At 62.2% G+C, this 17,285-nt stretch carries 24 protein-coding genes and 1 tRNA gene; 13 read left to right on the forward strand and 12 right to left on the reverse strand.

Going from position 1 to position 17,285, the window contains the following annotated elements; all coding sequences use genetic code 11:
• Window positions 1-34: 34 nt before the first annotated feature.
• A complete protein-coding gene (locus HSRCO_RS10210; protein WP_259517543.1) occupies window positions 35-1,786 on the forward strand; it encodes an acetate--CoA ligase family protein in 1,752 nt (583 codons plus the stop codon).
• Here the strand turns inward: HSRCO_RS10210 and HSRCO_RS10215 are convergent.
• The gene (locus HSRCO_RS10215) at window positions 1,777-1,977 is read right to left on the reverse strand and encodes a hypothetical protein (protein ID WP_259517544.1); all 201 of its coding nucleotides are present in this window, start codon (window positions 1,975-1,977) and stop codon (window positions 1,777-1,779) included. The two genes, HSRCO_RS10210 and HSRCO_RS10215, sit on opposite strands and share 10 nt — an antisense overlap.
• Before the next feature lie 118 nt (window positions 1,978-2,095).
• On the opposite strand from HSRCO_RS10215, the gene HSRCO_RS10220 reads away from it, so the two are divergent.
• Window positions 2,096-2,854 (forward strand): DUF2064 domain-containing protein, encoded by a 759-nt coding sequence (locus HSRCO_RS10220; RefSeq protein WP_259517545.1) that lies wholly within the window; start codon window positions 2,096-2,098, stop codon window positions 2,852-2,854.
• An 86-nt stretch (window positions 2,855-2,940) separates the two neighbouring features.
• On the opposite strand, the gene HSRCO_RS10225 is transcribed toward HSRCO_RS10220, so the two are convergent.
• A complete protein-coding gene (locus HSRCO_RS10225) occupies window positions 2,941-3,153 on the reverse strand; it encodes a hypothetical protein (RefSeq protein ID WP_259517546.1) in 213 nt (70 codons plus the stop codon).
• A gap of 199 nt (window positions 3,154-3,352) precedes the next feature.
• On the opposite strand from HSRCO_RS10225, the gene HSRCO_RS10230 reads away from it, so the two are divergent.
• Window positions 3,353-3,436 (forward strand) — tRNA-Ser (locus HSRCO_RS10230).
• A gap of 191 nt (window positions 3,437-3,627) precedes the next feature.
• On the opposite strand, the gene HSRCO_RS10235 is transcribed toward HSRCO_RS10230, so the two are convergent.
• Together HSRCO_RS10235 and HSRCO_RS10240 are read right to left on the reverse strand one after the other, a co-directional pair.
• Entirely contained in the window at window positions 3,628-3,840 is a 213-nt protein-coding gene (locus HSRCO_RS10235; protein ID WP_259517547.1) for a hypothetical protein, read from the reverse strand.
• An 18-nt stretch (window positions 3,841-3,858) separates the two neighbouring features.
• Window positions 3,859-4,383: a DoxX family protein gene (locus tag HSRCO_RS10240; RefSeq protein ID WP_259517548.1), complete on the reverse strand. Its 525-nt coding sequence runs from the start codon at window positions 4,381-4,383 to the stop codon at window positions 3,859-3,861.
• Between the two features lie 214 nt (window positions 4,384-4,597).
• On the opposite strand from HSRCO_RS10240, the gene HSRCO_RS10245 reads away from it, so the two are divergent.
• On the forward strand, window positions 4,598-4,918 hold the full coding sequence (locus HSRCO_RS10245) for a DUF5785 family protein (RefSeq protein WP_259517549.1): 321 nt from the start codon (window positions 4,598-4,600) through the stop codon (window positions 4,916-4,918).
• Here the strand turns inward: HSRCO_RS10245 and udk are convergent, their stop codons facing one another.
• Window positions 4,919-5,536 (reverse strand): uridine kinase, encoded by a 618-nt coding sequence (udk, locus tag HSRCO_RS10250; RefSeq protein WP_259517550.1) that lies wholly within the window; start codon window positions 5,534-5,536, stop codon window positions 4,919-4,921. It abuts the gene before it with no gap.
• Window positions 5,537-5,670: 134 nt separating this feature from the next.
• Here udk and HSRCO_RS10255 point away from each other — a divergent pair, with 134 nt between their 5' ends.
• The 3 genes from HSRCO_RS10255 (at window position 5,671) to HSRCO_RS10265 (ending at window position 7,972) form a co-directional block, all read left to right on the forward strand.
• Complete coding sequence (locus HSRCO_RS10255; protein WP_259517551.1) at window positions 5,671-6,219, forward strand: CBS domain-containing protein; 549 nt, start codon at window positions 5,671-5,673, stop codon at window positions 6,217-6,219.
• A 74-nt stretch (window positions 6,220-6,293) separates the two neighbouring features.
• The gene (locus HSRCO_RS10260) at window positions 6,294-7,493 is read left to right on the forward strand and encodes a phosphoglycerate kinase (protein WP_259517552.1); all 1,200 of its coding nucleotides are present in this window, start codon (window positions 6,294-6,296) and stop codon (window positions 7,491-7,493) included.
• Entirely contained in the window at window positions 7,490-7,972 is a 483-nt protein-coding gene (locus HSRCO_RS10265; RefSeq protein ID WP_259517553.1) for an N-acetyltransferase, read from the forward strand. The genes HSRCO_RS10260 and HSRCO_RS10265 overlap by 4 nt, the downstream gene beginning before the upstream one ends.
• On the opposite strand, the gene HSRCO_RS10270 is transcribed toward HSRCO_RS10265, so the two are convergent.
• Window positions 7,973-8,398 carry a CBS domain-containing protein gene (locus tag HSRCO_RS10270; protein ID WP_259517554.1) on the reverse strand — a complete coding sequence of 142 codons (426 nt, stop codon included), beginning with the start codon at window positions 8,396-8,398 and terminating at the stop codon, window positions 7,973-7,975. It lies immediately after the preceding gene.
• Between the two features lie 278 nt (window positions 8,399-8,676).
• Window positions 8,677-9,063: a hypothetical protein gene (locus HSRCO_RS10275; RefSeq protein WP_259517555.1), complete on the reverse strand. Its 387-nt coding sequence runs from the start codon at window positions 9,061-9,063 to the stop codon at window positions 8,677-8,679.
• 97 nt (window positions 9,064-9,160) lie between these two features.
• On the opposite strand from HSRCO_RS10275, the gene HSRCO_RS10280 reads away from it, so the two are divergent.
• On the forward strand, window positions 9,161-10,165 hold the full coding sequence (locus tag HSRCO_RS10280; RefSeq protein WP_259517556.1) for a DUF5784 family protein: 1,005 nt from the start codon (window positions 9,161-9,163) through the stop codon (window positions 10,163-10,165).
• A 137-nt stretch (window positions 10,166-10,302) separates the two neighbouring features.
• Window positions 10,303-10,470: an HEWD family protein gene (locus HSRCO_RS14550; RefSeq protein WP_310795434.1), complete on the forward strand. Its 168-nt coding sequence runs from the start codon at window positions 10,303-10,305 to the stop codon at window positions 10,468-10,470.
• On the opposite strand, the gene HSRCO_RS10285 is transcribed toward HSRCO_RS14550, so the two are convergent.
• Window positions 10,451-10,675 carry a helix-turn-helix domain-containing protein gene (locus HSRCO_RS10285; RefSeq protein ID WP_259517557.1) on the reverse strand — a complete coding sequence of 75 codons (225 nt, stop codon included), beginning with the start codon at window positions 10,673-10,675 and terminating at the stop codon, window positions 10,451-10,453. The genes HSRCO_RS14550 and HSRCO_RS10285 overlap by 20 nt on opposite strands.
• A 75-nt stretch (window positions 10,676-10,750) precedes the next feature.
• On the opposite strand from HSRCO_RS10285, the gene HSRCO_RS10290 reads away from it, so the two are divergent.
• A complete protein-coding gene (locus HSRCO_RS10290; RefSeq protein ID WP_396266395.1) occupies window positions 10,751-11,272 on the forward strand; it encodes an acyltransferase in 522 nt (173 codons plus the stop codon).
• On the opposite strand, the gene HSRCO_RS10295 is transcribed toward HSRCO_RS10290, so the two are convergent.
• Both HSRCO_RS10295 and dacZ read right to left on the reverse strand, forming a co-directional pair.
• Entirely contained in the window at window positions 11,269-12,042 is a 774-nt protein-coding gene (locus HSRCO_RS10295) for a mechanosensitive ion channel family protein (RefSeq protein ID WP_259517559.1), read from the reverse strand. The two genes, HSRCO_RS10290 and HSRCO_RS10295, sit on opposite strands and share 4 nt — an antisense overlap.
• The gene (gene dacZ / locus HSRCO_RS10300; protein ID WP_259517560.1) at window positions 12,042-12,854 is read right to left on the reverse strand and encodes a diadenylate cyclase DacZ; all 813 of its coding nucleotides are present in this window, start codon (window positions 12,852-12,854) and stop codon (window positions 12,042-12,044) included. The genes HSRCO_RS10295 and dacZ overlap by 1 nt, the downstream gene beginning before the upstream one ends.
• A 423-nt stretch (window positions 12,855-13,277) precedes the next feature.
• Here dacZ and HSRCO_RS10305 point away from each other — a divergent pair, with 423 nt between their 5' ends.
• The 3 genes from HSRCO_RS10305 to HSRCO_RS10315 all read left to right on the forward strand — a co-directional run bounded on the left by HSRCO_RS10305 (window position 13,278) and on the right by HSRCO_RS10315 (window position 15,350).
• Entirely contained in the window at window positions 13,278-14,519 is a 1,242-nt protein-coding gene (locus HSRCO_RS10305) for a cation:proton antiporter (protein ID WP_259517561.1), read from the forward strand.
• A 191-nt stretch (window positions 14,520-14,710) separates the two neighbouring features.
• On the forward strand, window positions 14,711-14,929 hold the full coding sequence (locus HSRCO_RS10310) for a hypothetical protein (RefSeq protein WP_259517562.1): 219 nt from the start codon (window positions 14,711-14,713) through the stop codon (window positions 14,927-14,929).
• Between the two features lie 103 nt (window positions 14,930-15,032).
• On the forward strand, window positions 15,033-15,350 hold the full coding sequence (locus HSRCO_RS10315) for a zinc ribbon domain-containing protein (protein ID WP_259517563.1): 318 nt from the start codon (window positions 15,033-15,035) through the stop codon (window positions 15,348-15,350).
• An 86-nt stretch (window positions 15,351-15,436) separates the two neighbouring features.
• On the opposite strand, the gene HSRCO_RS10320 is transcribed toward HSRCO_RS10315, so the two are convergent.
• The gene (locus HSRCO_RS10320) at window positions 15,437-15,952 is read right to left on the reverse strand and encodes an ester cyclase (protein ID WP_259517564.1); all 516 of its coding nucleotides are present in this window, start codon (window positions 15,950-15,952) and stop codon (window positions 15,437-15,439) included.
• 229 nt (window positions 15,953-16,181) lie between these two features.
• Complete coding sequence (locus tag HSRCO_RS10325) at window positions 16,182-16,844, reverse strand: hypothetical protein (RefSeq protein ID WP_259517565.1); 663 nt, start codon at window positions 16,842-16,844, stop codon at window positions 16,182-16,184.
• Window positions 16,845-17,285 lie beyond the last annotated feature (441 nt).

Here is a 17,285-nt window from a genome sequence, read left to right on the forward strand (position 1 = left end):
GTTAGGGGACCCGGTACGACGTTCACGACAATTCATGGGAGATACCGCACTGGCTTCCCTCCTGTCCCCGAACCGCGTGGCCGTCGTCGGTCGAGACGACCCAGCCGTGGCCGCGTCCGCCATCGGTGATTCGAAGACCTTCGACCCGAAGACGCTGGCCGAGACCGGTCGGCACGACTGGTTCGTCGGCACTGACCTCGCCATCGTCACCACGACGACCGGCATCGAGTCGACGGTCGCCACGCTCGTCGACAACGGTGTCGGGAGCGTTCTCGTCACGGTCCCGGTCGAGGACCCGCGTTGGTTCGAACTCGTCGAGGTCGCCGCCGCTGGCGACGTCGACCTCGTCGGTCCAGACGCAGCCCTCGTCGTCCCCGACCTGGGTCTCCAGGCGAACGTCGACGAGTCAATCGAGGACGGTGCTATCGCCCTCGTCGGCGAGGACCCACAGACGATCCGCTCGCTGCTCGCAGAAGCGACGTATCGCGAGATCGGCTTCTCGACGGTTCTGGCGACCGGCCGTCACGCCACAGTCCGCCCGGCGGACGCGATCACTGCCTTGGGGGCGGACGATGACACCAGCGTCGTCCTCGCACGACCCGAACGCATCGACCGTTCGTTCTACCAGGCGGCATCCACGCTCTCATCGGGGATGGCACTCGCCGTCCACGCGCCGAAGTGGGCGTGTGTGGACGATCCCATCGACGCGGGTTCGCTCGGGACGATCGATCCGGCAGACCTCCGGAACGCGGTACTCGAACAGGCCGGCGTCCTCCGGGTCGATTCCGTCGACCGGGTGCTCGACCTCGCCCCCGCACTCGCCGAACAGCCACTTCCCGAGGGCGACGACGTCGTCATCGTCTCGAACGCTGGGGGGCCGGGGGTGATGGCCACCGACGCGGTGGGCGTCTCTCGGCTCTCGATGGCCGAACTCTCCGAGGAGACCGTCGAACGACTCGAGGCCGCCATCCCGGACCGGGCCTACGCCCGTAATCCACTCGATCTGCTCGCGGACTCCGATATCGACGTGTTCAGCGACGTCCTGGATGCAGTACTGACCGATCAGGACGTCGACGCAGCGGTCGTCATCTCGGCGCCGAACCCGTTGTTCACCTTCGAGGAGATGGCGGAGAACGTCGCGTCGGCGCGATCGGAGCACGAATCGCCGGTCGTCACGGCGCTCATGGGCGGCGAGAGCACCCAGGCGGCCGCCTCCCGGTTGCGGGCCGTCGGGATTCCGAACTACTTCGACCCGTTCCAGGCCGTGGCGGTGTTGAGCGCCCTGGCCGACCAGCGAGACGCGGCGGCACGACGCGAGACGGAACCCGCATCGTCCGCCCCGATACCGGTCGGCGAGGTCAGGACGGCCATCGATGCCGGTGACGGGGCCCGCGCTGTACTCGCGGCCGCGGGACTCACCGGTGACCGTCCGGATGACGGTGTCGACGTTTCGATCGTCGCCCGAGATCTCCCCCACATCGGACCGGTGGTCGCCGTCGGGATCGCGGAGTACGCCCCGGTGTTGAACGACGTTGCCCTCCGGGTCAGCCCCACCAGCGGGGACGAGGTACGGTCGATGTTCGACGATCTCCGAGCATCCCAGTTACTCAAGGGGGCCCGCGGGACGGAGGCCGTCGACGTCGATACCCTGGTCGACGCGGTTCTGCGGATCGCCGCCATCCCGGTGGCATTCCCGGCAGTCGATACGGTCGACGCCACGGTACGCGCATCCGAGAGCGGGGTCGGCGTGACGGACGCCGGCCTCGACCTCGGCGATCACCAGTAGGGAGTCGCAGTCGACCGCGACGCGACGATCCCCGTTCCGACGATGGCGACCATCACCAGTGCAACGACGCCGAGCGAGAGCGAGGCCCCGGCCGAGAACGTGAAAGCCGGGGGCAACGCGAGTGCCACCTCGATGGCCCAGACGGCGATACCGAACGTCGCGAGGACCGCGAGTACGGGAACGAGTCGCATGTACCGTCGTTCGACCGGCGGATAGATAAATCCGCCCGGAACCCGCGCAGTTAAAGGCGATACGGGCCCGACGGCCCACCATGTTCGCTCCCCGTCCGCAGCCCGGAGGTGCATCGCGGTGACCGTCGTCGTCGCGCTCGTCGACCCGCCGAGAGAGGGGGTCGTCCTGCCGACCGTCGTCGAAAAAACGGCGTTGTCTGCCGCCGACGGCGTCGCACTCTACGAGGCCATGCTCGCCGACTTCTTCGCCGTGACCGCGGAGGCGAACGTCGACGTCCTCGTGAACTATCCATCCCAGGACATGCTCCCGGACGGCCAGGACGGCAACCCCGAAGCCGAGATCCGTTCGGTCGCAACACGGGCACTCGACGCGGAGGACCTCACCGACGTCCGGTACGAAGTGCAGGTCGGATCGACCCCGTCGGCCAGAATCGGAAACGCGCTCACCCACCTTCTCCGCGACGAAGGCGAGACCTCTGCGGTCTTCGTCGACCACCGCGTCCCCTTCCTCGAGCGGTCGGTCATCGACCAGGCGGCGATCAAACTCCGTCGTAGCGAGACGGTCGTCGGCCCGGCAGCGGCCGGCGACGTCTTCCTCGCAGGTTTCAAGGAACCGATCGACTTCGCGGATATCTTCGACGGCGTCCCCATCGAGAACGTGGTCTCGAGGACCGTCGAGGATGGCTACGCCGCCGACTTCGTCCGGCGACGCGAGGTCGTCGCCACGCCACGGGACCTCAAAACGGTCGTCTCGCTCCTTCGCGCACGTCAGATGGCGGACAAACGGGTCGCGACCCACACGACCGCCGCGGTCGACAAACTAGGATTGCGGGTCGAAGATGGAGACCTGGTCGTCTCGGAAAGAGACAGTCGGTAGGTCGGCGGCGAATCCCCGTTTCGAAATCGCCATCTACGAGAAGAATTCCCCCCCCCATCACGAAACGGCGTCATCGGCGAGTGGGACTATTCCAGATACCCCAAATCTCGGAGGTTGTCGAGTAACGCCTCGTCCTCGACGGATTCCTCGACGAGTTCGTCGAGGCTCTCCCGCCGGTCTTCGACCACGGAGAGGAGTTGTCGCGCGCTCCGGAGTTTGTAATGAACCTCGGTATCGCCCGTTTCAGCGATCGATGCTTCCAGTAGATCGTCGATCGTGTCGAGAGTCGATTTCGCCATACGTCTAGTACCGACCAACATTTGATAAATAATCGTTTCGAGCCAATATTCCATCGAGTGTCCCACAAATCGGCGAACGTATGGGCGATAAGTTCCGCTTCAGGTCGATTGTACGAATTATCCGATATTTGTCTGGCACCAGAATCGAAACGCGAGCAATCGATAGGCCTTAGAATGGCCGGACGATAGGTGAAATCGTGGTGAGGTAGCGAAGCGGCCCACCGCGCCTGCCTTGAGAGCAGGTGGCTTTCGAGCCTCAGGGGTTCAAATCCCCTCCTCACCGTTTTCCGAGCGGCCTGCGAGGAAAACGTGAGAGGGATTTGAACCCTATCAGACGCAGCGGTCGAACGGAGTGAGACCGACCGTCTGATTTCGGTTCATACTCCCCTCCACACCGTGTACTGCACGAACAGTGGTCGGCCGACGATTGTGGGTTCCACACGAAGACCGACCGCAAAAAAGCAGGGTCGCCGATCAGGCTTCGGGGGCCGGCAAGAACAACTTCGAGACCCCGAGGAGCATGAAGACGATAAATCCGAGCAGGACCAAATAGCCTCTGATGATCGGATAGAACAACGGACACTCTCCCGTCACGGTAAGGACGAATCCCAGTACGGGGAGTCCGAGAACGATCAGACCGCCGCCGAGGAGCATCGCAAGTTTGTCGATCGTGGTTAGTGTTGACATAGTGTATTCACCTCGTAGTTACCCCATGAGCAAGCGTGCCCAGCGGTTCTGTGCCCAGTTCATCGACTCGAGGTACTGATCGATGCCGAAGACGCGGCCTGCGCCGAAGACGGCCAGCGTCATGAACAGTAACATCGCTGCTATCTCGATGGAGAAGGCACCGGCGGCCCAGTCCGCGTTCGTAAAGTAGAAAAATCCCATCAGGAGGGCGCCGAAGAACGATGCCAGGCGGACGAACCCGCCGAAGATGAGACCGACGCCGATGAGGAGCTCCCCGACGGGAACCATGAAGTTCGTGACGGCAAGGAGGGGGCCGGTGTTGCCGACGAAGACGAGGAGCGGTTCGAGAACGGTTCCGGCGCTCCCCTGGAGGAGGTATCCAGAGGCGTCGAAGGGCCAGTCGAGTATTTTCGTCAGTCCCGAGCGGAAGATATACCACCCGGTGAGGATCCTCACGAACGCGAGCCAGTAGGCAGCCCATGGCGCGCTGAATCGGAGCGAGACATCGCTACCGAAGACGGTTGTGTTGATTTCTTGGGTCATGGAACGTCACCACTACACCGAATGAGTAGACGGACGGGGCATAAATATCCTTGAGCCTGTTTTCGTCGGATAGGGATTCGTCTTTCAGAAAGGTCCGTACTGAAATTATGTCAGGCGAATATCGTTACGCATCGCCGAGATCGTGACGTCGGGCTGCTCTGGGAATGCGGCGAGGAGAGTAACGGTTTTGGGGATTCCCGACCACCGTTCGTGCATGGCAGACACGACCGCTCAGGATTGGCCACACGATCCGGACGGCGAGAAGGGGAGCGAGGGCATGCGTAACTTCGACATGGCGGTGCTGTCCAAGATGGTCGAAGAGGACGAGTTCCCACTCCAGAAGGCGGAGTTCGTCGAGGAGTTCGGCGACTGGCCGGTCCGCATCAACCACAAGACGGTCGTCAGCGTCGCAGACATCTTCGAGGACGTCGAAGAGGAGTCCTTCGAGAACAAAGTGGAGTTCCACCGGTCAGTCGGGCGTGCCATCAGGAAGACCGGGCTCTGGGAGTACATGCCGGACGCCGAACCAGCCTGATCAGGACCGCAGCTCGGTCAGCACCTTCTCCTGGAGTACTTCGACAGCGATCCGGTTCGCCCCCTCGGGGATGATGATGTCGGCGTCTTTCTTCGTCGGTTCCACGAACTGTTCGTGCATTGGCTTCACCGTCGAGAGGTACTGCTGCATGACCCCTTCGAGTTCGCGCCCCCGTTCGACGACGTCACGGCGGATCCGACGCAGGATGCGCACGTCGGCGTCCGTCTCGACGTAGAGGTGGAGATCCAGCATCTCGTTCAACGCGTCGTCGTACAGGGCGAGGATACCCTCGAGAACGATGACGTCGGTCGGCTCCACGTGGATCGTCTCCTCCTTTCGGACGTGGTTCTCGAAGTCGTACCGGGGCATCTCGACGGGTTGACCCGAGAGGAGCGTATCGAACTGCTCGCGGAGGAGTTCCCACTCGAACGCCGACGGGTGGTCGTAGTTGACCTCGACGCGTTCCTCGAAGGGAAGATGGCTCAGGTCCTCGTAGTAGTTGTCGAGCGGGACGAGTGTGATCGCCTCGCCGACCCGGTCTGTTATCTCTCGAGCGACGGTGGTCTTTCCCGCACCCGTTCCACCGGCGATGCCGATGGCGAACGAGGGGATTTTCATTACGAGAACTGCGAACAGTACGCCAAAATATCTCCCGTTTTCGGCCGACGAGACCCAATCATACACTATTGTCCCCCTCCCGGCATAAGCGTGCCGGGGATAGCTTTTAGCATCGATACCGGGTACTACCAACCATGGCCGAGTTGACCCTCAGAGACGTGATGACCCGGGATTTCGTCGGCGTCTCCGAGTCGGACACCGTCCACGGAGCCGTGACGGTGATGCGCAAAGAAGGCGTTCAGGACGCCGTGGTCCTCCGGGGTCGTGAACCGGTCGGCACCATCACCGCAGGAGACATCCTCGACCTGCTCGTCGAGGGCAAGGACACGGAGACGACCACGGTCGACGAGGTGATGCAACGAGACGTACCCACACTTGGGTCCGACGCAGCGCTCGGCGACGTCGCCACGAAGATGCTCTCCACGAATTCGGACCTGATCCTGGTCGCGAACAACGACGACGTCCTGGGCGTCATCACGGCCAGCGAACTGGCACGATACACGTGGGGACGCCCCGACGGTCCAGAAGCGGAGCGCGCCGTAGAAGAGAACGTCACGAACCCAAACACGACAACCGAGGAGGGATACTCGAATCAGAGCATCTGCGAGGCGTGTGGCTCGCTCTCCCGTGACCTCGTGAACGTCAACGGCCAGTTGCTCTGTCCGGACTGCCGAGAGATGTAAATGGCCGACGATCGAGGGGAGCGGAACCCGCGAAAGAAACGCTTTTGCCACCGCCAAATCAGGACCAATTCGAAATGGGATTTCAGACCCTCGACGATCTGACGGTCGCAGGCCGCGCGGTCGGTGTCCGGGTCGACATCAACAGTCCGCTCGACGAGAACGCCGAGCTGGCCGACGACGCGCGGCTCCGGGCCCACGTCGATACGCTGTCTGAACTCCTCGAAAGGGACGGCCGGGTCGCGATCCTGGCCCACCAGGGGCGACCGGGCGGCGACGAGTTCGAGGGGCTCGCCCCACACGCAGAACGACTCGACGAACTGCTCGACGCACCGGTCGGGTTCACGGATACGACCTTCTCGGGAGCCGCTCGAGACGCCATCGACGACCTGCCGGACGGTGAGGCTATCGTCCTCGAGAACACTCGATTCTACAGCGAGGAGTATATGGAATTTGGCCCCGCTCGAGCGGCCCAGACGCATCTCGTCACCCGGCTCTCCCCCCACCTGGATGCGTTCGTCAACGACGCGTTCGCGGCGGCCCACAGGTCCCAGCCATCGATGGTCGGCTTCGCCCACGCGTTGCCGGCGTACGCGGGCCGTGTCATGCAACGGGAGATCGAAATCCTCGGGAACGTCGACGAGACGCCCACACCGAGGGCCTACGTCGTCGGGGGCGCCAAGATTCCCGATTCGATGACGGTGATTCGACACAGTCTCGAACAGGGACTCGCGGACCAGATCCTGACGACCGGTCTCGTGGCCAACGTCTTCATGCTCGCAGCGGGTCACGACCTCGGCGATGGATCCGCCGACATCATCTACGAACGTGGTCATTGGGAAGAGATCGATAGGGCTGCCGACCTGCTCGAGGCCTATCCAGAGAAAATCCACCTGCCGACCGATGTGGCCATCGAGCGGGATGGCACCCGGGTCGAGATCGCCGTCGAGGACCTCCCGCCGACCACCGACGAAGCCATCAAGGACATCGGAACAGGGACGGTCGAATCCTATCGTGAGCGACTAAAGACCGCTGGCACCACGATACTCAACGGGCCCGCCGGTGTCTTCGAAGAGCCGTCGTTCCAGGCCGGGACGAGGGAGCTCTTCCAGGTGGTGGCCGATGCGGGATTCAGTATCGTGGGCGGTGGCGATACCAGCGCGGCCGTGCGGCGCTTCGGGATCGACGGCTTCGATCACATCTCGACGGGTGGCGGCGCGGCCCTTCGGTTGCTCACCGGCGAGGAACTCCCCGCGATAGCGGTTCTCGAACAGTGACCGAGACACGAGTCGAGGCGGCGACGATGGACGACGTCGATGCCGTCACGGCTCACTGGGTCGCTCTCGTCGAGGGACAACGCGAGTACGGCGCCCACCTGCGGGGTGCCGAGAACGAATCGGCCGCGAGATCGATCATCGAACAGTACGTCCACGCCGCTGGACTCGGCGTCGCGCGGGGCCACGACGGAACGACCGTTGCCGGGTTCGTCATGTTCCACGTCGAACGAGGGCTGTACGAACAGGACGTGCGACGAGGGATCGTGGAGAACGTCTACGTCGCTCCACGCCACCGCGGCGATGGATTCGGTTCCGCGTTACTGGAGTACGCCGAAGAGGGACTCGAAGACGAGGGGGTAGACGTACTCTCCCTCTCGGTACTCGTGGGAAATGAACGGGCTCGAGACTGGTACGAAGACCGGGGATACAGTCCACACCGCGTCACACTCGAACGCCCGGTCGGTGACGGAGACACCTGATCAGTCCTCCGACCACCGAGATCGGTCCGATTCGAGACGGTGGGCCTCCCCGATGAGTTCGGAGTGATGGAGCACCACGTCGGTCATCGTGACGATCCCCACCACGTCGAATTCCGCGGTTATCGGGAGTTTCTTGATGCCGTGATCGGTCATCGTTCGGATTGCCTTCCGGACGGTCATGTCGGGAGACCCGGTGACGAGGTCGCCGGTCATCGCCCCCGAGATGGGGATATCCGTCAACGGCCGTTCGGTCTTCGCGGCGGCGAGCAACGCGTCGGTCTCGGTACAGATACCGCTCGGTACCCCATCCCGTTCGACGATGACACTCCCGACGCCCGACCGAAGCATCGAGACGACGGCGGCCTGGAGTGACGCGTCGGCATCGATGGTGACGACGTCCCTCGTCATGATGTCCTCGATCAGCATACACCGACGTTCGGCGGACGTCGGTTTCAAGCTAGCCGTCGGGTGGGTAGCGGTGTACATTCGTCTCCGGCACAATCGGGAGCCAGTCCGAAGGATTTCGTCGATCGTCGTGTAAGGATTTATTATTCGTCGAAGTATTGGTCGGACTATGACCTGCCCACGCTGTGAAGCGGCACTCGCCAACGTCCAGGGATATCGCCACTGCTCGACCTGCGGTCACGTCAGCGGACCGACCGTCGACGGGTAGTTCGACAGCACGTCGGGAGAGAAGGGACCGTTTATTCCACCTCGGCCTCGAGGATCTCCTCGAGTGCCGAGGCGATCTCCTCCGATCGGTTGATGGTCAGACTGTCGAGTGTGACGAAGACACCGTGTCCCCCACGGATGACACGGGTCAAGAACCCGTTGTCGAACCGGCGGACCGTGAACGTGTAGTTGCCGAGTTCGGAGCCGCGGTAATCCTCTGCTGCGTCGAATCCGAGAGTCTCGTGCTCGACGAACGCCCCGAGATCCGCGTCCTGGGTCAGGTCGGAGCGGAGATAGATCTGCTCGAAGTCACTTCGATTGAAGTACGTAACACTCCGGACGTCGTCACCAGCCGCAGTGCGGCAGGCAGACGTGATCTGTGATGCCAAGCCCTCCGGTGCCAGTTCTGCCGATGCCATAATGTGTGGTACAATGTGACACCCCAAATACGTACTGGTCGTACCGATTGAGAACCGATGACGGAAAGCGTAAAGCCGCCAGCCGAGTACCACGACCGTGGCGAAACCCCTTCGATTCCGACACTCGCGTCGAGGCTGGTCGCCAGCGCAGGTTCGAGACCAGCTCTATCGCGACCTCGACGCAAACCTGGGAGCGGACCAGGGAGACCCCTGGTACCGCCCACCGTCCGGATACGAAGGGGTACGATTCGAGATGGACAACGGCGATATCGCGTTGTTCGCGTACTCGGACTCGGAGGCGTTCTGGCTCGGAAACACGGAGACGCCGAGCGCACTCTGGAGAACCGATAAGTTCGCGTTCGACGAAGTCCCCTACCAGCTATCCCGGTGGGCCCAACGGGAACTGCTGGCCCAGTTATACGACGAATCGCCGTGGCTGGAACCCTACCCGCACGTCTCCTGGTTCTTCCTGCCGGTATTCCTCTCGAAGGACGGGCGTGAGTCCTCCCGCGAGTTCTTCTCGACGCATGCTGCAGGCTTTCCCGATGCCGAACCGGAGAGCGCGCTGGAGCTCTACGAGTCGATCCTCGGGACCGGCGCGCTCGATCAGTATCGGTACACGATGGCCGGCAAATTGGGGACGTCGCCGGTTCTGGACCGGACCAGGATGGCGAGTGCGATGGCGGAGTTCAACACGGCCAAACTCCTGCTGGACAACGGCTACGATATCGAACCCGAGGCCCCCGTCTCGACGGGACACTCCATCGACTACCGAGCAGAGGGCGAACAGTCTGTCACACTGGTAGAGGTCACCCGACCGGCTCCGATCCATCGGCGGCAGGCCTCACACCCCGTCGCAGCCGTCCGCGACACCGCAGAGACGAAGGTCAACGGGCAACTGGACGACCACGCCGGTGGGGTGACGCTGTTCGTCGATTGTTCGGGCTTCCGGGACGACGACTGGGCGACGGTCCGCGACGAGCGACCCGACGTTCGACACCGACCCGCAGTCGTCTATCGGATGCGTCCGGACGGGTACGTCGAGGGGTATACGAAAGGCGCCGTACCCCTCGATATTCAGACAATTACCCTGCGGAACTGACAGCAACGACCATTATAGTTCTGTAAACCACGAGCCGGCGGAGGGGTCTCTAGTGCTGTATGATACCACGTTACAGATGGCGGCATATCTGACACGGTTCCGTGTCTTTAAGTGCCGTGACTACAATCCACACAGTGATGAACGCGCAGATCCGATCCCCCTCACATCGATCGTGTGTACGATGTGGGCGCGAGGAACACTACGACGAGAATGCGAACAGCTGGCAGGTAGCCGAAACGGTCGGGGACGTCTATTGCATCCACTCCTGGGATATCACCGGCGAGTTCACACCGGTCGTGCAGTGACGAATCGGTCTTCTTCTCGTCGCACGAGTCCCCGCTCTCGAAGCGTCTTCAACACGCTGTAGAGCGTGAGCGCTCCGAGGTCAAGGTCCGCTTTCAGGTCCGCCAGCGTCGCTCCCTCGGACTGGACGAGGTACAGATAGACGAGTTTGCCGCGAGGGGACTGCAGTTCACCGGGGAGTGGTTTCGGCGTCTGTCGGATGGACATGTCGTCGATTGTAGTTTCGATTTTCGACGATAATAAAAGCTTCCAACGACGGTAGTCGAACCCCCTGTCTTTACGATGGGCCCCGAACAATCGTGTACCGTGCCCAAACGGCGTCACGAACGGCTCTCCCGTCACGCGACGGGCGACAGCCAGAACTCGCTGTGGAACTGGCCCGATGCCAAGTCACCGGTGGTTGTCGCCAGGAACTACGCCGCCATCGTCCTGGCGCGTCACTCTCCGAGCCTCCGGGTGAAAAACTGGCTCTACCGTCGACTCGGGATGACCGTCGGTGACGGCGTCTCGTGGGGACTCGAGGCAACGCCAGACGTCTTCTGGCCGGAGTTAATCACGATAGAAGATCACGCGATCGTGGGCTACGATGCGACGATACTCTGCCACGAGTTCCTCCAGAACGAGTACCGGACTGGCGAGGTAACGATCGGTGAACACGCAATGATCGGGGCCGGCGCGATCGTTCTCCCGGGCGTCAGGGTCGGTGCCGGCGCATCGGTAGCGGCGAATTCGCTCGTGACCGAGGACGTGCCGGCGGGAGAGACGGTCGCCGGCGTTCCGGCTGCGCCGATCGCGGACGATTAATCTCGTATCAGTGTGGCGCCGTCACGGACGACGAGGTGGTTCGGAACGATGTACTCGTGTCCATCCGCTTCGATATACGTGACGAAGACGTCCACCTCCTGGACGACGCCCTCCCGCTCCCCGACGGCGATGCGATCGCCGATTCCGTATGGTTGGTTCAACAGGAGATAGATACCCGCGGCCCCGGAACTGAGGAGGTGGCGGAGTGCGACGACCGAGACCACGACGACCGCGAAGACGTACGCACCGAAGAGGACGACGAGCACCGTCGTCGAGATGCCGACCTGAGCGAGTGCGAGGAGAACGGCAGCCAGGACCACGGTGTACCTGACTGCGGTCGGTATCAAGCCGATCTCTGGCAGTTTGACACTCCGGAGCGATTCGCTCACGAACACCTCGGCCTTGTCCGCGATGAGCAGACCGACGAACAGGATGAGAACCGCCAGAACGAGATTCGGTATGACGTTCCCCGCCTGGATCAAGAAGACGACTGATCCGAAGTACCCCAGGAACTCGAGGGCGACGAGGATGGCGACGAAGTAGATGATCAACGACGTCGCCCGGCCGATGAGCGCGACCGTGGTCGTCCCGAACTTCCGGGCCGTTCGTTCCACGGTCGTCCCCTCGACGGCGGCCGGAACGCCGATCGAGCGCAGCACCCGTGCATTGAACTGCCCCACGACGTAGCCCAGAATCAGCCCGCCGAGCAGGATCAGAATTCCGACCACGAACCGGAGCTGTGCACCGGTGAGCTGATCCCAGAATACCATCAGTATTCCTCCGGATCGAGTTCGAGTATCAGTTCGCCGCTCTTGAACGCCCTGACCATGCCGTCGCTTTCGCTCAAAACGATGGCGATGGCATTCGTATCACGGGTGATCGCGCCCGCGGCCATGTGACGAGCACCGAGTCCCTTGGGGATGTCGACACCCTCTGCAGAGGGCTCGAGGTACCGGTACGCACTCACGATCTTCCCCGAGTCGGAGATGATGAACGCACCGTCCAGCCGGGAGAACTCCTTCAACATCACGTTCACGATGGGGTCGCCGACGTGCACGTGGGACTTCTCGAAGGGGTTGTAGGACAGGGGCCGGGACTTGTTCATCACCTTCCCCGCGTCCCCGACGACGAATAGGGCGCCGACGGGTTTCCCCTTCTGTCCCTTGCGCCCGAGTTCGATGGCGACCTCGAAGACGTTCCGGATGACGCCGGGTTCGGCCCGTGATTTGACGAAGAGGTCGTAGATACCGGTGTGCTTCGACTGGTCCGCTCGGGTCCGCGTCATCATATCTATCTCGTCGCCGAACAGCGGTGCAGCGATCGCCACCGCAGCACCGTCCTCGATGTGCCCCCTGTCCAGCGCCCCCTCGAGGCCGAATCTGATCTGTTCACGGATGTCGCTGAACGAGAGGGGGAGTTTGACGAAGGTTGCCGCGTCCACGGCGTTCTCGTCGTCGACTACGACGAGGTCGAGGTTCTCGATGTCGCGGGCCGTCTCGTAGTACGAACTACTCGGGGAGAAGAGAAACAACACGTCGACGTCGGACACGATTGGGTCGAAGAGATCGCGAATCCCGGCCATTATGTATACGGACACGGGCCCACGAGAAAAAGGTTCGTGGACCCGACCACCCCTCTACCACGTCCGGTAGCTTACGATCCGGAGAATGTCGACCAGTATCCGACGTTCTATGGAGGATGGGTTTGTCTGTCGATCCACACACGCGAGAGGACGACCCCAAGAGTCGGAAACGGCTAATGCAGACTCACGACGGGAAAACCCCGCCCCCAGCCCAGGAAGCCAACCGTCTACAGCGAATCCGGGACGGGCAAGCACCCGCCCGACGAGAGAACACAGATCCAATCCAATGCACATGGACGAACGTCGGCCGTCGAAAACCGGCCACTATCGAGAGCTGACCGACTCACAATCCGCCGATGAAGCCACACGCGGACCGTCGGTACATAATTATCAGCGTCGTCAGCAACGGGGAGATATCCATCCATGGTAGCCGCGGCGGGGCTGGACGTCGTCGCGCTGCTGTCCGTCATCGCACTGGCCTGGCTATTCGGCACCATGGCAGAACGCGTAGGCTATCCGGCGATGATGGGAGAGATACTGGCCGGCATCATCTTCGGCCCCCCGTTGCTTGGTCTCGTCGAGACGACCGCCGTCCTGGACATCCTCGCCGAGCTCGGGGTGTTCCTCCTGATGGTCTACGTCGGAATGGAGATAGACCTGCACGACCTCTTCGAACTGGGTCCACAGGCATTGATGATCGCCATCGGTGGCTTCGTCGTTCCGTTCGGGCTCGGGTACCTCGGTGGTGTGTCCCTCGGCGCGGGGTTCGCGGAATCGCTGTTCATCGGTATCGCGCTCGCCGCAACGTCGCTCGCCACGAAATCACGCATCCTCGTGGATCTCGACGTGCTCGACACCCGCATTGCCGGCGTGTTGCTCGGCGGCGCCCTGCTCTCCGACGTCGGCATCCTGGTCGTCTTCGCAGGAGTGACGGGCTTCATCGAGACCGGAGACGTCACGGCCTGGGGGATCGCCGCGGTCCTCGCACGCGCTATCGCCTTCTTCGCCGTGGCACTCGTCTTCGGTGATCGCATTCTGCCGGTGGTCTGGGAGTATCTCGAGGCGATGATGAATCGGTACGGATTCATCGACAAGACGTCGGCGTTCACGGTCGCACTCCTCGTCTCGTTGTTATTCGCCCACCTGGCCGCGCTGGCGGATCTCCACATCATCATCGGCGGATTCGTCGCGGGGATGTTCCTCCGGCAGGCCCAACTCGACGAGGAGATCTACAACCACATGTACACCGTCATCTACGACCTCGCGATCGGGTTCTTCGCCCCCATATTCTTCGTCGTCGTCGGCTTCGAACTCACGTTGAGCGTCTTCACCCAGGAACTGGGCCTTCTCGTCCTGATGCTCGTCCTCGCCTTCGTGGGGAAGATCGCCGGTAGCTGGCTGTTCGCATTACCCACGAAACTGAGCAGCCGGGAGGGACTCGTCATCGGATTCGGCATGAACGGCCGCGGCACGGTCGAGATCATCATCGTCTCTATCGGGCTCTCGATGGGCGTTATCTCGCAAGAACTGTTCTCCGTGCTGGTCTTCGTGGCGATATTCACGACGGCGCTCGTCCCCGCAACGATGAAGATCGGGATCGATTGGCTCGAACGATCGGGAGAACTCGTCTACCTCGATACGCCGGGGAGTGAGGAGACCGACTGAAGATACGGGTTCGATCGACCGTATGCGCGTCGGCGACTCGTTCCAGTCGGTCCATTCGTTCTCGTCTCGTAACCGGCCACGACCCTGGGACCGGAAATTATTAGGTCAATTAAGGTTCTTCGACAGAGGAAAGTCATATAGTGCATATGTACAGTACTATTTTATGTCAGGATACCGATTTTCCGGCCGTAATGACAGCCACCACGTCCACCGAAGACGCCGCTTCACTCACGTCTGTATCGTCTCCCTCTGCACGTCGCCTTTACTACGAACTCGCGGAGGGCGAAGATGCGTCACCCGAGCAACTCGGCGAGGCCGTCGGGTTCGACGCCGATCGCGTGCGCGACCTGCTCTCCCTGCTCGATTCCCGTGGGCTCGTGACCGAGACTGGCGGGACGTACTCCGCCTGAGAAACCGGTTCAATAGTCGCTTCGCAGGACCACGGGGCGGATCACGACGAGTATCCGACACGACGAAACAATCAACTTTCCGTAGTGTCTATATCTATTCGCTATGGCCCAGATGTGGGTCTACGCACTGATCGCGATCGCCATCGGACACCTCCTCGCCACGGTCGGGGTGTACTACTGGCTCGGTCGGGGCGCCGAACGGACCGACGAGGCTGATGGAATAGCGTCGTCACGAACGCCTCGTGAAACGAGCGATCCGGAGCCAGCACGGGAGTACGGAGACGACGTCGTCGTCTGTCCGAACTGCAATACGACGAACGATCCGGGCTATCGGTACTGCCGGCAATGCGTCTCGCCGATCGACGTCGGCGGGCGGCCACGAGGCACCGCCGACGGCCCCGATTTGCCGTTCACGCGGTGACCGAACATTCTCCAGGCGACCATTTAGAACGGTCGAGTACGAGTTTCGTGATCCGTCCGTTCGAAGGAACGGAAAAACGAGAGCGATCAGTCGTCGTCTGCGGTCCGCCGCATGATGCCCTGCCGCGCCATGGTCACACCTGTCTCGAGGAAATCGGTGATGCGGAACTGCTCTGGCACCAATCCGAGTGACTGCATCATCCCGAGCGCATCCCAGGTAGCCCAGCCTTCGACCACCTTGCCGTCCTCGACGCGGTGGACCATGATCCCCGGCGTTTCACCGGGATTCACGTCCGTCGGCGGGATGCCCATGAATTCACCGTCGTGGGTCCCGGTCGTCGTGAACCCGACCGTGATCATGTCGTCTTCTGCCACCATGAATTCGATATCCATGTGGAAATCCGAGAACCCCTTCCGGGTCTCCTCGATGAACATCCGGAGTCCGTCACGGTCTGTATCGCCACCCTCCATCGAGAACCAGTGGCCGACGTAGTCCTCGTGGGTCAACTCCTCGAGAACGTCCATGTCCCCCTCGTTCCAGACCTCCGCTACCATCCGTTCTTCTCGTGCCCGCAACTGCTCGATGTCTGTCTTTGCTGGCATAGCCACTGTCCAAACGGCGACCGGAGGCATTGTAATTCAGCCCATAGCGTGACCGAGGACGGGCTTACTCGAACTCCGATTCGAGTGCGCCGGACTCCGGACCCGTCGTGGTACCGGTCGAAGCCAACACCCCCGGTTCGACGGGATACGGCAAACTCCTCCGCGTTCTCCCGATCGACGATTTCGAAAGACGGGCTTACCACTCGTGTAAGAAACCCGGTTGGTGTCGCTACTGCGCCCGTTTCCTGTTCAGATACTCCGCGACCGCAACCACGAGACGTGGCGGGGGATAGACCAGTCGACGAAGACTCCGGAAGGCGACTCCGACGTCCGCTCCATCGATAAACTCCCGGCGTCGTCGCCGGTACGATGTCACACCCAGTTTCGAGAGGGCGAAGACTTCTGCCGCCCCCTCGTCCAGCCACGAGACGAAACCCACGCCGGCGACGAGTCCGAGCCCCCGGATGCTGAGTCGCGACGAAGACCGGATAGCCTCCGCCGATGACGACGCCCTGCCGACTGATCGGACCCACCGTCGACCCAGTAACGGGAGTCCCAGGACCGCCGCGAGCGTCACCACGGTTCGAACCGCATACACAAACACGGTGCTGATCGCTGACCGCTGCCCGTGGCCGATCTCGTGTAAGAACACGTAGTCGACGGCCTCGGTGGAGAGGTCGTCAAGCCGATCCGCGTTCAACACGACCGTGCCGAAGGGTGTGTACTGTCCACCCATCGGCCAGCGGTCGGCATCGACCCAGTACACCCGGTGTTCCTCGCCGTGCGTCCGGTAGACCGTCTCGTCGACCACCCCGTTCTCGTCGAGGAGCCGAGCGTACCACCTGGTCAACCGGTCGGCGAGCCACCCGGTTCCGAACGTGCGCCCCGTCACTGGTGCGTACTACAGGTCAAGATGAGATAATCGCTGGGGATTGCTACAAGCGTCGGTGGGCTCGTGCTCTCTCGGGTCGTCCCACCCGGTTCGTGTCTCGGAGTCTCACTTCGGACGACCTCCCTCGCTCAGTCGCTACGCTCTTTCGCTTAGTGCGCGGGACCGGATTTGAACTACGCCCGAGAACCTGCGCTAGGCGCAGAACCTCGGTCTACTTCAAATCGCAGTCCTGCTCTTCGCTCACTTCGTTCGCTCATGCGCGGGACCGGATTTGAACCGCGAGGACTTCGCTTCGCTCGTCCTCTGGGCTGCAAATCCCGGTCCCTCCTCGTTCACTTCCGGCAGCGACGCTGCCCTCCGTTCACTGCGCGGGACCGGATTTGAACCACGGTCGGAACATAGCTTCTCCCTGATTCAAATCGCAGTCCTGCTCTTCGCTCA

It is taken from the genome of Halanaeroarchaeum sp. HSR-CO, from assembly GCF_024972755.1.
Taxonomy (GTDB): Archaea; Halobacteriota; Halobacteria; order Halobacteriales; family Halobacteriaceae; genus Halanaeroarchaeum.

Bases quoted from the DNA above. Each gene is read 5' to 3' on its own strand.
- HSRCO_RS10210 (WP_259517543.1), top strand. From the start codon at position 35: ATGGGAGATACCGCACTGGCTTCCCTCCTGTCCCCGAACCGCGTGGCC.
- HSRCO_RS10215 (WP_259517544.1), bottom strand. From the start codon at position 1,977: ATGCGACTCGTTCCCGTACTCGCGGTCCTCGCGACGTTCGGTATCGCC.
- HSRCO_RS10225 (WP_259517546.1), bottom strand. From the start codon at position 3,153: ATGGCGAAATCGACTCTCGACACGATCGACGATCTACTGGAAGCATCG.
- HSRCO_RS10235 (WP_259517547.1), bottom strand. From the start codon at position 3,840: ATGTCAACACTAACCACGATCGACAAACTTGCGATGCTCCTCGGCGGC.
- HSRCO_RS10240 (WP_259517548.1), bottom strand. From the start codon at position 4,383: ATGACCCAAGAAATCAACACAACCGTCTTCGGTAGCGATGTCTCGCTC.
- HSRCO_RS10245 (WP_259517549.1), top strand. From the start codon at position 4,598: ATGGCAGACACGACCGCTCAGGATTGGCCACACGATCCGGACGGCGAG.
- udk (WP_259517550.1), bottom strand. From the start codon at position 5,536: ATGAAAATCCCCTCGTTCGCCATCGGCATCGCCGGTGGAACGGGTGCG.
- HSRCO_RS10255 (WP_259517551.1), top strand. From the start codon at position 5,671: ATGGCCGAGTTGACCCTCAGAGACGTGATGACCCGGGATTTCGTCGGC.
- HSRCO_RS10260 (WP_259517552.1), top strand. From the start codon at position 6,294: ATGGGATTTCAGACCCTCGACGATCTGACGGTCGCAGGCCGCGCGGTC.
- HSRCO_RS10270 (WP_259517554.1), bottom strand. From the start codon at position 8,398: ATGCTGATCGAGGACATCATGACGAGGGACGTCGTCACCATCGATGCC.
- HSRCO_RS10275 (WP_259517555.1), bottom strand. From the start codon at position 9,063: ATGGCATCGGCAGAACTGGCACCGGAGGGCTTGGCATCACAGATCACG.
- HSRCO_RS14550 (WP_310795434.1), top strand. From the start codon at position 10,303: ATGAACGCGCAGATCCGATCCCCCTCACATCGATCGTGTGTACGATGT.
- HSRCO_RS10285 (WP_259517557.1), bottom strand. From the start codon at position 10,675: ATGTCCATCCGACAGACGCCGAAACCACTCCCCGGTGAACTGCAGTCC.
- HSRCO_RS10290 (WP_396266395.1), top strand. From the start codon at position 10,751: ATGGGCCCCGAACAATCGTGTACCGTGCCCAAACGGCGTCACGAACGG.
- HSRCO_RS10295 (WP_259517559.1), bottom strand. From the start codon at position 12,042: ATGGTATTCTGGGATCAGCTCACCGGTGCACAGCTCCGGTTCGTGGTC.
- dacZ (WP_259517560.1), bottom strand. From the start codon at position 12,854: ATGGCCGGGATTCGCGATCTCTTCGACCCAATCGTGTCCGACGTCGAC.
- HSRCO_RS10305 (WP_259517561.1), top strand. From the start codon at position 13,278: ATGGTAGCCGCGGCGGGGCTGGACGTCGTCGCGCTGCTGTCCGTCATC.
- HSRCO_RS10310 (WP_259517562.1), top strand. From the start codon at position 14,711: ATGACAGCCACCACGTCCACCGAAGACGCCGCTTCACTCACGTCTGTA.
- HSRCO_RS10315 (WP_259517563.1), top strand. From the start codon at position 15,033: ATGGCCCAGATGTGGGTCTACGCACTGATCGCGATCGCCATCGGACAC.
- HSRCO_RS10320 (WP_259517564.1), bottom strand. From the start codon at position 15,952: ATGCCAGCAAAGACAGACATCGAGCAGTTGCGGGCACGAGAAGAACGG.